Consider the following 12,716-nt stretch of genomic DNA (forward strand, 5'->3'; position numbering starts at 1 on the left):
GTCCAATCAGAGGGCTTTTTCTTTCATAGCCAGGCCAGACAAAGCACAGCAGGGACTAGACGACAATCAACGATCAATCATTCCCAAACAGATCGCGCGTATAAACCTTCTCTTCCACGTCCGCTAACTCTTCCGCCATACGGTTAGAGATAATCACATCCGCTTCCTGCTTAAAGGCATCCAGATCGCGCACCACGCGGGAGTTAAAGAACTCATCCTCTTGCATAACCGGTTCATAGATAATGACTGGAATGCCCTTCGCTTTGATACGCTTCATGATCCCCTGGATTGAGGAAGCACGGAAATTGTCAGAACCGGACTTCATAATCAGCCGGTAAACCCCAACCACCTTCGGCTTGCGGGCCAGAATCGAATCCGCAATAAAATCTTTACGCGTACGGTTGGCATCAACGATAGCGCCGATGATGTTGTTCGGTACCGACTCATAGTTCGCCAGCAGCTGCTTGGTGTCTTTCGGCAGGCAGTAACCACCATAGCCAAACGACGGGTTGTTATAGTGATTACCAATACGCGGATCCAGACACACGCCTTCGATAATCTGACGGGAGTTCAACCCTAGGCTTTCCGCATAGCTGTCCAGCTCGTTAAAGTAGGCCACACGCAGCGCCAGATAAGTATTGGCAAACAGCTTGATGGCTTCGGCTTCGGTCGAATCCGTAAACAGCGTAGGGATGTCTTTCTTAATCGCCCCTTCCTGCAGCAGCGCCGCAAAACGCTCGGCACGCTCTGAACGCTCACCGATAACGATACGGGATGGGTGCAGGTTGTCATACAGCGCACGGCCTTCGCGCAGAAACTCCGGCGAGAAGAAGACATTATCAATGCCGAGCTGCTCTTTGATAGAGTTCGTAAAACCAACCGGGATGGTCGATTTGATAATCATCACCGCTTTCGGGTTGATTTCCGTTACATCACGGATAACCGATTCTACACTTGAGGTGTTGAAGTAGTTGGTTTTCGGATCGTAGTCAGTCGGCGTGGCAATAATCACGAAATCAGCATCACGGTAAGCGTCATGCTTATCAGTCGTCGCGCGAAAATTAAGCGACTTTGTTGCCAGATACTCTTCAATCTCTTTATCGACAATCGGCGATTTCTTCTGATTCAGCATATCGACTTTGGCCTGCACGATATCCAGCGCCACCACTTCATGGTGTTGGGCAATCAGAATGCCGTTAGACAAACCTACGTAACCTGTTCCTGAAATAGTTATCTTCATTCGTTGTGTAACTTCTTCTGGTTAAACGTTGAGGGTGAGGATATCACCACCGCTACTTGATCTGTCGCTAAATACAGTGACAATTCGGTAGAAACTTTGCCAGTATAAACTGAATTGAAACTGAGTCTATGGGAGTTGGTCTGATATTAGTAATTATAGGAAAAGGGCTATCTCGGATAAGAAATACGTATTTATATTTAAATTAAGGAGCCCAAAAAAAATTCACAACCTATCGAACACGGTTTCTTATTACACTCCAAACTAACACGCTACAAGCACCAGTCATACAACCCAGTATTATTGCCAAAATCAGAACTAATGGCTTTTTGGGACCATCATTAACGCTTGGCAAAGATGGTTTCATTAAATAGTCATACGAATTGAAATTTACATCTCCTAGATTGATTGACTCCAGTAATTGTAATTCATAAAGAGTAGAATAGTAGTTCTCTGAGAATACCAAAGGGCTATTTTTCTCACTTTCCATCAAGATCACTAGTTTATCACTTCCTAACATAAACATAGAACTTTGAACTGGAGATTCAACTAAATTAGGCGCTGAAATCTTAATATTTAATTCATTAGCCAATGCTAACGAATGTTCAATATTATTAATGCGCGACTTTTTGATATTTTCAGCGACTTGCTCTTGCATAATTAATTTTTTTTTCAGAAGATTGATTCTGGTTTGCAAAGCTGCCGCAAGATCATGCTTAAGTCTCGCCACTGTACTTTGGTTAACTTCTTGTATTAGTTCTTCAAGTGTCTTTTGAACTTGCTGCGGTGATGCTCCTTGGGTAGAAAAGGTGATTTTAAAAGGAAGAGATGGGTCTATCAACGCAGAAGAGCTTTGCGCTACAACCTTTGATTTATCTAGAATCACTGTTTCAAATGCAATTGCGCCACCAATGTTTTTTGTGTTATCGCTAGATAAAGCAAAAAATGCCGACTTGAAATTCGTTAAAAACAATTTCTGACTGCCAGCAATAGTTAGAGGGTTCTCTCCATCCATTACTCCCAACGTATTTATATATCCAGATATCTGCTCTGTCGTTGGTTGAGTAATCAACGCCGTCGATGTCATTTTTTTTGGCGCGAACTTTAAAAACAAGACACCTAATATTAGCGAAACAGCAATACAACAAACAATAGTAACTTTACCCCGCCACAACCTTATCAAAACGTCAATAAAATCTATACTGACATCTTCTTTTTTTCTTTCTTCATTATTATCAGCTTTTGTATTCACATTACCTCTACTTTTTTTCGTCGAAAATCAATCGCATCACAAATAGAAAACGAAAATCATCACTCACATATTAAATGTGATTTTCAATTGCACTTGAAAATATAAAACATTACTAATAAAAAGACTAGTGTGGTAAGTTAGAATAATAGCCTGGTGATATTACACCAGGCTCAGTTTTAATTAAAAATTATTCCAGCCATTCGGTGTGGAACACACCTTCTTTATCGGTGCGTTTATAGGTATGCGCCCCGAAGTAGTCTCGTTGAGCCTGAATCAAGTTTGCTGGCAGTACCGCAGAACGGTAGCTGTCGTAGTATGCGACGGCTGCAGAGAAGGTTGGAACCGGAATACCGTTCTGAACCGCATAGGCAACTACGTCACGCAGCGCCTGCTGGTATTCATCAGCGATATTCTTGAAGTACGGTGCCAGCAGAAGGTTAGCAATGCCTTTGTTTTCAGCATACGCATCGGTGATTTTCTGCAGGAACTGTGCACGAATGATGCAGCCCGCGCGGAAGATCTTCGCGATTTCGCCGTAGTTCAGATCCCACTGGTACTCGTCGGACGCAGCACGCAGCTGGGAGAAGCCCTGCGCGTAGGAGACGATTTTACCCAGGTACAGTGCACGGCGTACTTTCTCGACGAACTCCGCTTTATCACCGGCCAGTTTAGCCTGCGGGCCGGACAGCACTTTAGATGCCGCAACGCGCTGGTCTTTCAGAGAGGAGATGTAACGTGCGAATACGGATTCGGTGATCAGGGACAGCGGTTCGCCCAGATCCAGAGAGCTCTGGCTGGTCCACTTACCGGTGCCTTTGTTCGCCGCTTCGTCCAGAATCACATCAACCAGGTATTTACCTTCTTCGTCTTTCTTAGTGAAGATATCTTTGGTGATATCGATCAGGTAGCTGCTGAGCTCGCCTTCGTTCCACTCGGTAAAGGTGGTTGCCAGCTCTTCGTTAGACAAATTCAGGCCGCCTTTCAGCAGGGAGTAAGCTTCAGCAATCAGCTGCATGTCGCCGTACTCGATACCGTTATGAACCATCTTCACGTAGTGACCTGCACCGTCGACACCGATGTAAGTTACGCATGGTTCACCATCTTCAGCAACCGCTGCAATCTTAGTCAGAATTGGCGCGATCAGCTCGTACGCTTCTTTCTGGCCGCCAGGCATGATGGATGGGCCCTTCAGTGCACCTTCTTCACCACCGGAAACACCGGTACCGATGAAGTTGAAGCCTTCAGCAGACAGTTCACGATTACGACGAATGGTGTCCTGGAAGAAGGTATTACCGCCATCAATGATGATGTCGCCTTTATCAAGGTATGGCTTCAGGGAATCGATAGCAGCATCAGTGCCCGCGCCAGCTTTCACCATTAACAGGATACGACGTGGGGTTTCAAGAGATTCGACGAACTCCTTGACCGTGTAGTGAGGAACCAGCTTCTTGCCTGGATTCTCAGCGACAACTTCTTCGGTTTTATCACGGGAACGGTTGAAGATGGAGACGGTATAACCACGGCTTTCGATGTTGAGCGCCAGGTTGCGCCCCATCACTGCCATACCGACTACGCCGATCTGTTGCTTGGACATTACATACTCCTGTCAGGTGTGGTCACCGTGCGACGTGTGCACGGTTTGAATGTGGTATAGATGTTAACTCAGGACGAAAGGCTATCATAGTGTCTGGAAACACAACGACCGAAATGCATACAGAAAATAGTAATGTAAATATTTACATGATATTTAGAGATTAAAACAATCGCCCAAAGATAGATTTGAAAGCATGCCAATGATTTCATCGCGAGAAAACTGCGAATAATCTTCATTGTGGGACCAGGAAGGTATAACTTTGGCATTATCTTGTTCAAAAGGCCCTTCTTTAACCTCCATTAAAACAGCAGATGAGCTCTTGCATAATAATGTATGCGGAGTTAAAGGCGGAATATTAACCATAATGTTGCCTCCATGCTGGAGGGTAATTTTATTGTTCAAACAACCATTATTATCAAATAGCAATAATTCGACTTCGCCATTAAAAATATTAAAGTATTCCCATTGGCGTTGTAGTTCATGGTAGTGAGGAGGAATATAAGTCCCTCTCACAAGACCAATCAATATTCTTTGCACAGAGTCTGCATGACTTTCATGAAGAGTCAAATGTGCTCTTAATCGCACAGATTTAGAAGCCTTCAGAATTAATTTATCGAGATCAGCCTGAGAATATAAAAACACACTCATATAAAATACCGTAAGTTATCAACCGAATAGCTTTTTCAAGATGGACTCTGCTGCAGACTCAACGGAAAACTTATTTTGCAATAGAGAAAAAGCATTCCCCCCCAGTTTATCCCTTAATTCTGGACTATCAGCGAGTCGAATTGCCGCTTTGGCCAAATCTTCGTCATTGCCATTTACAAATGAATATCCTGCCTCGGCATTATTGATAATTTGCATAACATCATTATCCTCATTCACACTTCCCAGGATAGGTAATTTGCTAGCCATATAACCCAATAGCTTGCCGGGGAAATTATGAACTGAGTGGTGTTTAGCAAGACTAAACAACCCAACATCAACAACTTTCAAAACCGATTTGAACTCATCCTGAGGAATAGAAGGCAAATAGGTACAGTTAGTTAATTCGTTATCGCTTATAAACTGCTGGACAAGACGGACTTCATCTCCTTGCCCAATAAAAAGAAAATGGATATCATCTCGAAACGATACTGCACTCGCTAATCTCATTAAATTCATCATATCTTGAGCATGACCTAAATTGCCACCATAAAAAAATATGGTTTTATTTTCAAGGCCCATCATCGATAACAGAGGGGAATCCGGAGTTTTATCAACCTCTTTAATGTCTGCCCAATTAAATAACGTTTCCACGTTATATTTACCATCATATTTATTAAGGAAAATATCTTTATTTTTTTCCGACATTAAACCAATACAGTCAGCAACTTCATAGTTTATTTTTTCAAACCATCTAAAATAACGATCGGTCAACCAACCTGATTTTATTATTTTCTGATCGATTAACCATTGAGGAAATGAATCTCTCAATATCAAATAAGATTTGCAATTAAATCTTTTTTTTATTTTATTAACTAAAGGCCCTAAAAAAATAGATGGCGAGTAATAAATTACGCCATCTATTTTTTCACAATTGACTCTGCTTTTAATACTATTCCAAGCATTAATTGATAACATAGATTCATTAATTGCTCTCGATATTTTTGAGACATCCTTTATAGCACCGTTCGGAAATCTATAAATTGTAACACCATCTAACTTAATTACATCAATAGCTTTTATTTTATCGTTTGGGCAAATAACAACGGGGTCATACCCTATTCTTAGAAGCTCGCAAGCTAATTCATGCATCATCTTCGCACTCACACGAGTACTATCAGGCATGTAATCATCACATATTAATGCAATTCGCATTAGAATTTCTTCCAAACTTTTGCATTAACAAAATTTGTATAACTCATTATTATTCTGAGGATTTTTATCGAAACATTATTCGTTTTATAATCAGTTACCATGTGGAGATCACGCTGATTTTCACCACGTTTTTGATTTTGTAATATATCAATGCCTTGAATAATTCTGTCTTTATCAAGGCCTACAAACATGACGGCCGCTTCTTCAAATCCTTCAGGACGTTCATGTACTTCACGTAAATTCAATGCAGGGAAATTTAGCACCGAGGATTCTTCAGTTATAGTTCCACTATCAGAAAGTACGACCCTAGCATTTTGTTGAAGCTTTATATAATCGAAAAACCCAAAGGGTTTAGAAAATATTATGTTATCATTTATTTCGATATCTAGATTATTAATTCTATTTCTAGTTCGTGGATGCGTTGAGACTATTACAGGCAATGCATATATCTCAGAAATAGTATTTAGAGTTTCAATTAATGAATATAATTTATCAGGGGAATCTACATTTTCCTCTCGATGGCTACTAACTAAAAAATAGCTATTTTCATGCAAATTAAATTTATTCAAAATATTTGAGGCAAGAATGCGATCTTTGTAAAAACTGAGAACCTCACGCATCGGGCTACCAGTTTTTATAATCTGATCTGCAGGGATACCTTCTTTTAAAAGATATTCTCTTGCAATCTCACTATAAGTCAGATTAATATCTGAAATATGATCAACGATTTTTCTATTTATTTCTTCAGGAACTCTAAAGTCGAAGCATCTATTACCGGCTTCCATATGGAAAATTGGGACTTTACGCCGTTTAGCTGATATTGCTACTAAAGCACTATTCGTATCACCAAGAATGAGTAATGCATCTGGTCGTAATTCATCAAATACTTTATCAGACTCAATAATCACATTACCAATCGTTTCAGCAGCATTATCCCCCGCAGCATTCAGGAAGAAGTCAGGTTTTCTTATTTCCAATTCCGTAAAGAAAACCTCATTTAACTCATAGTCATAGTTTTGGCCTGTATGAACAAGATAATGCTCAGTAAACTCATCAAGAACAGCTATGACACGGGATAAACGAATTATTTCTGGTCTCGTACCAACTACAGTCACTACTTTAATTTTTGTTTTAGAAATATTTTTTGTACTCATCATTCATCATCTCAATTAGTTTCACCCAAGATTTTGGAGAATAATTTGTTTTATTTTGGAACTGACTTGAGTTCAAACTACGATCAATTCGAAGATCGCCTGTTGGAACCAACTCAATGTTTTTTCCATATATTGAATTAATTATCTTAAGTAATTCATATTTGCTGATGGGATCTACGCTTAAATGATATAAACCTGATAAATTGTTTGGAATTACATAACGATGGATAACCTCAGCCATATAACAGGTCGGTAATCCAGAGAAAATAGCATTTGTAAATCCGCGTGCAGAACCTTTTTGAGATAAGAACCAATCAACGAGACTATGATTTGTGCCCAACTCATGGCCAATAATGGACGTTCGTAGAGTCAGATGTCCACCATAATCAACCTCGCCTAGAAACTTGGATTTACCGTATAAATCAATTGCATCTGATTCATCAGTCTCAATATAGTTACCTTTAGTTCCCTTAAAAATACAATCTGTAGAGAAATGTATCAATTTCGCATCATTTACAGAGCATACTTGTGCCAATTTATGAGGTAGTAACGAGTTTATACCGATAGTAATAATGTTATTTTTTGCTGCATCAAGTTGCTTAATAACGCCAATACAATTAAATACGATATTGGGCTTATGTTCAATAATCACAGATTCTAAACGTGCGAAATCATTAACATCAATACCGCTAATGAGGTTTGCATTCGTTGAATTTTCAAGATATCTCGCGCTTTCAGTACTTCTCGTAGTACCCAAAACTTCATAGTGACCAACTTCTGAAAAGTAGCGTAATATACTGCTACCCAACATACCATTTGCACCAACTACCAATATTTTGTTACGCATCTGGATCAACCATTTCACCTGCTTCTATCTTATTTATATATTCCAGTTTTCTAAGTAACATACTCATTTCATCAACATTCAAACGCTGAGTATTATGAGAATTATAATCTTCAATATGCTGAATATCTTCCCTTCCCTTGTCGAAGAATTTCTCATAATTCAGATCACGCTTATCACTAGGTATTCGATAGTAATTGCCCTGGTCTTCAGCGACTAACATTTCCTCACGACTGCAAAGGACCTCAAAGAGTTTTTCGCCATGACGCGTACCGATAGAATTAATAGGATGGCCAGGTTTATTTGTAATATTTAGTAATGACTGAGCTAATGTTTCAATTGTCGCAGCCGGAGCCTTCTGAACAAAAATATCACCATTAGAACCATATTCGAAAGCATGTAGCACTAGATCCACGGCATCGTCTAGAGTCATCATGAAACGAGTCATATGCGGATCGGTAATACTAAGCGGACGTCCTTCCATAATTTGGTTAATAAAAAGTGGAATTACAGATCCTCTCGACGCCATTACATTACCATATCTAGTCGCGCAGATTGTGATACCTTTAGGTAAATTTCTGGATTTAGCAACAATGACTTTTTCCATCATGGCCTTTGAAGTACCCATGGCATTTATAGGATACACTGCTTTATCTGTACTTAAGCAAACAACACGAGAAACTTTATTAGCAATTGCAGCCTCTAGTACATTATCTGTTCCTATAACATTTGTTTTAACTGCCTCCATTGGATAAAACTCGCACGAAGGTACTTGTTTTAACGCTGCTGCGTGATAAATAAAATCAACTCCGCGTGTGGCAGTTAAGACACTTTTATAGTCTCTTACATCACCTATGTAAAATTTAAGTTTGTCACTTGCATATTTTTTACGCATGTCATCTTGCTTTTTCTCGTCGCGGCTAAAGACTCTAATTTCGCCAATATCAGAATCTAAGAAGCGACGTAATACCGCGTTACCAAAGGATCCAGTCCCACCTGTTATCAGTAATGTAGCATCTTTAAACATTTTTTATCCCTATTGAATAAGATCGAAGAAATGTGGCCATGAGGAGCGGGTGTCATTTTCATAAGGCCTAATTTGTGTATGAGATTTTATTATTAGTGCATTATATATCGAATGAGCCCAATGGCTTTCATCATCATATTTGACAAAACTTACTCCTTCATAGTTTTCGAGAACATCACGTGCATAAGGTAAATCACTACATACGATTTGTTTTCCCAGACTAGCAGACTCAATTAATGGTAAACCATATGATTCGATGTAACTTGGAAATACAATTACCGCAACTCTATGATATCTTTGTTGCAACTCAGAATAGGAAATAAAACCAAGATACTCTATGTTATCAGAAAGACTATACTTGGAGATGTAGCGATCAAAAGTTTTATACATCCCTTTATCGAAAGTAACTTGGAATTTAATATCATTTATATGATATTTTTCCTTTAAAATTACTAAGGATTTTAAAATCACTATATGATTTTTATAACTTAGAGCAGTAGCTGGATATAACAATGTGTTTTTATGTATTAAATTTTCGTTTATTAATTCACTGGCAAGTTTCAGGTCCGGCTTTAATACTACTACTTGCTCTATATTCAAACCAGTACATTTTTTTAATACACCGAGTTTCATCCATTCAGTCTGCACAACAAAAATAGTTTGATCATTTATGAATTTAAAAATAAATAACGCATAGAATTTTTTATATAGGAATAATTTAAGATCATTTAGCGTTAAATTTCTTAAAGATAAACTAAATTCACTAAAAGGAATTGGCTGATGAAGGTAAATTATTTGTTGATACGGGACATTTAGACTGGAATTTTGCAAACAAATGACCAATTTTACTTTAATCGATTCACGCTTCAAAAATTTACCGCATCCAAACCAATCCCAATAAATTCTTTTTATCCAGTTTTTCGGAGAAGTCTTAACATAGACTATATTTTTATATTCGGGTAAATCTAACGAGGAAGGTACGAATATAATGAAATCATGAGAATCATTAGAAGCATGTTCAATAAATTGTCGCAAAATCGTTAATGCACCACTTGATTCGAGCGCTGTTGCACTGACGATTACATATTCTTTTGTTTGATCAAACATTAAACACCTGCTCACCATTATTACAACCTACAGTATGTCACGATTCTGGATCTGATTGCTCATAAATATAATTCAAAAATAAATTAACATATAATTATATGTTAATGATAAACGTTATCATCAAATAAATGTCAGTACTGCATTCATATCTCACTCTTTCTGACTAATCTAATTCCACCAGTAATGAAGAAAAATAAGGAGCTAAATAGATAGGGGAAAAAACCTTGCCCAAACACATTTTCCAGACTGACCGTATAAAATGAATAAAACACAATAAAAAACAATAAAATATCATATTGCCCATTATACAAGGACATCGAATCAAAATAGATCTTTGCAAACAAAATTAATATAATCGCAATCAGAATAGTGGTTATAAAATCAGGCAGACTAGCTCTAAATAATATATAATAATAAATGACAGCACCAAAATCAGAACTAGTATATTGATTTAGATCTGGATAAAAAGATTCAATAACATTATTATTTAATATTCTATAATCCTTATCTATAAATCTATTGGGAATTATAGGCCTCAACAAAGATACCGATTCTTTAAATTCTCTATTATCTTCTTTGTACAACTCAATAATTTTGTTATCGTTTTCATACGCCCCTAACGAAACTGGATTCATCGATAGTCGCGAAGTTAGTTGTTCAACACCTTGATAATAGGTCAATGGTTCAACTTTTTTTACTCCACGAATTTCGTTTTTCAATTCAAAAGCGTATTGATAAATCCCGCCTCCTAAGATAATGATAAAAATTGGAAATAGTAACACAAATTTATTGTTTTTTTCTTGAAAGCGAGCATATATCTCTAAGAAAAACATTATAAGAAGAAAACTTGTCCAGCCTTGTAATATTTTAAACGATATGAATAATAAAATATTAAATGTGAATAGAATATTTTTTCTATATGTGAAATTCTTTTCTGTACGGAAAGCAAGAAAGAACATATAAATAAATGGTTCTGGTTTTAAAAAGGCAAATAAAGGACTATAAATGGAAGTAGCAACATCACTCGCAGTTACCGCTACTTTCCCTACATTTGTCGTAAGTAAAAAAGACAACTGGGCAGCTAATAATAATGTTAAAACTTTATTTATTCTTTTTTTATTAAATTCAACATGAATTTTATTATCAAATTTCAGGCGAAAACCGGTTAATGCTAAAAAAACAAAATAGCAAACAAAAAATGATATTATATTTAATAAGCTTATTGCCACCACGTCAAAAGAAGTAATAGAGCGGGTAAACTCACCAAGTTCCCCTGGATAATTTGGCTGTGTTAGCGTCTGAAATAACGATATAAATGCTGATATTATATAGAGAAGTAAAAAAGATACGATCGAACTCCTATTACCTTTCAACACTAGTGCATTCCTTTTTAAAGGATGGCAATGATAGAATACCGGTTTTTTTGTATGCTATATACATAACACCTAAGTTTTGCACTGCAATGACTACGGAAACTGAACTGCAGTATAAAAAAACATTATCCGCTTGGAAAAATTTAACCACTACAAACATGAGAACTAACATTGAGAATGAAATAAATGTTATCCACATCAATGATATACCATGCCCCGTGTGACTTAAGAGAAAATCACATGGCCCAGTAGCAGCATTCACAATTTGCCCCACAGAGAAAACTACTAATATATACCAGGAAAATTGATAACTTACCCCAAAGACTATTCCTATAAGCCAGTATCCTAATGTAAGCAATGATAATAATGTCATAGTGCTTACTATGAAGGAAAAATTACAGCTATTATGAATTTCTCTTTGCAGTAGCATTTTATTATTTATTAATAGTGGTATGCGACTAGCAGCTATAGCACGTACTGATAGTGTTGAAAAACTCAATAGCGCAGCTAGCCTTATTGCCAGACCGTATTGAGCAATTGTTTCAGCTTCAAAACTCTTTGATATAACCCATAAATCCATTTGCGAAAACAAATATACAATCACCGTAGACAAATATATGGGAAGTATATTTTTAAATAAAATCCTATTTTTATTACAAATGCGAATCATTGTTACTTTATTATATTTCAACGACCATTCATAATAATTCATACCTAGAGATAGAACTAGCGATAAAACATACAACTCAACAACATTAGCACCAAACGGAACAAAGTTATTTAATACAATAAGTCCAATAAATAAAACTGTGCTCACGCCACCATTGTATAACTGTGAGGATATGTATGCACCATTCCCTTTCATTAATTCCGTTAATATGTTTATTATTCCATTTACTATCGTAGCAAAAAATAGCAAATATACGTTCTCGATATTAAACGTTTTAATGAAAATAAAAAGTGTTATTATCGTTATGGGAATCGAAATACACAATTTTTTCGCAATCTCACGGTAAATATCTAACATCCGAATTTTATTAGCGGCCAGTATATTCAAAGCAGGTGTCATACCAAATAATAATACCTGCGTTAAAAATGTTGTATAGCTTACGAATAGAAAAAAAGAACTTACGGCATTTTTATCATATACGCGAACAATTATTACACTCAATAGTAGTGATATAACTGAAACAACTATTCTTGTTAAGAATGAACCTGATTGTTTTAAATATTTATTTAGTATATTACTTTTGTTTAATTCCATGTTT

At 37.1% G+C, this 12,716-nt stretch carries 11 protein-coding genes; all 11 read right to left on the bottom strand.

Annotated features, from left to right (window positions below):
* Nucleotides 1–73: 73 nt before the first annotated feature.
* Nucleotides 74–1,240, bottom strand: coding sequence for a UDP-glucose 6-dehydrogenase (ugd, locus tag FHC49_RS06950; protein ID WP_220439360.1), 1,167 nt, complete (start codon nucleotides 1,238–1,240; stop codon nucleotides 74–76).
* A 229-nt stretch (nucleotides 1,241–1,469) separates the two neighbouring features.
* Entirely contained in the window at nucleotides 1,470–2,489 is a 1,020-nt protein-coding gene (locus tag FHC49_RS06955; RefSeq protein ID WP_220439361.1) for a Wzz/FepE/Etk N-terminal domain-containing protein, read from the bottom strand.
* A 187-nt stretch (nucleotides 2,490–2,676) separates the two neighbouring features.
* Nucleotides 2,677–4,083, bottom strand: a complete 1,407-nt coding sequence (gene gndA, locus FHC49_RS06960) for an NADP-dependent phosphogluconate dehydrogenase (protein WP_220439362.1) — start codon at nucleotides 4,081–4,083, stop codon at nucleotides 2,677–2,679.
* Nucleotides 4,084–4,236: 153 nt separating this feature from the next.
* Complete coding sequence (locus tag FHC49_RS06965) at nucleotides 4,237–4,731, bottom strand: WbuC family cupin fold metalloprotein (protein ID WP_220439363.1); 495 nt, start codon at nucleotides 4,729–4,731, stop codon at nucleotides 4,237–4,239.
* 18 nt (nucleotides 4,732–4,749) lie between these two features.
* A complete protein-coding gene (locus FHC49_RS06970) occupies nucleotides 4,750–5,943 on the bottom strand; it encodes a glycosyltransferase family 4 protein (protein WP_220439364.1) in 1,194 nt (397 codons plus the stop codon).
* A complete protein-coding gene (wecB, locus tag FHC49_RS06975; RefSeq protein ID WP_220439426.1) occupies nucleotides 5,943–7,097 on the bottom strand; it encodes a non-hydrolyzing UDP-N-acetylglucosamine 2-epimerase in 1,155 nt (384 codons plus the stop codon). The genes FHC49_RS06970 and wecB overlap by 1 nt, the downstream gene beginning before the upstream one ends.
* On the bottom strand, nucleotides 7,075–7,944 hold the full coding sequence (locus FHC49_RS06980; RefSeq protein ID WP_220439365.1) for an SDR family oxidoreductase: 870 nt from the start codon (nucleotides 7,942–7,944) through the stop codon (nucleotides 7,075–7,077). Before FHC49_RS06980 ends, wecB begins: the two co-directional genes overlap by 23 nt.
* On the bottom strand, nucleotides 7,937–8,968 hold the full coding sequence (locus FHC49_RS06985) for a polysaccharide biosynthesis protein (protein ID WP_220439366.1): 1,032 nt from the start codon (nucleotides 8,966–8,968) through the stop codon (nucleotides 7,937–7,939). Before FHC49_RS06985 ends, FHC49_RS06980 begins: the two co-directional genes overlap by 8 nt.
* 9 nt (nucleotides 8,969–8,977) lie before the next feature.
* Complete coding sequence (locus tag FHC49_RS06990; RefSeq protein ID WP_220439367.1) at nucleotides 8,978–10,075, bottom strand: glycosyltransferase; 1,098 nt, start codon at nucleotides 10,073–10,075, stop codon at nucleotides 8,978–8,980.
* Between the two features lie 143 nt (nucleotides 10,076–10,218).
* The gene (gene wzy, locus FHC49_RS06995) at nucleotides 10,219–11,451 is read right to left on the bottom strand and encodes an oligosaccharide repeat unit polymerase (protein WP_220439368.1); all 1,233 of its coding nucleotides are present in this window, start codon (nucleotides 11,449–11,451) and stop codon (nucleotides 10,219–10,221) included.
* Entirely contained in the window at nucleotides 11,438–12,712 is a 1,275-nt protein-coding gene (locus FHC49_RS07000) for a lipopolysaccharide biosynthesis protein (protein ID WP_220439369.1), read from the bottom strand. The genes wzy and FHC49_RS07000 overlap by 14 nt, the downstream gene beginning before the upstream one ends.
* Nucleotides 12,713–12,716: the final 4 nt, after the last annotated feature.

Origin of the sequence: Kluyvera sp. EC_51, from assembly GCF_019584505.1 — a bacterium.
Classification (GTDB): Bacteria; Pseudomonadota; Gammaproteobacteria; order Enterobacterales; family Enterobacteriaceae; genus Kluyvera; species Kluyvera sichuanensis.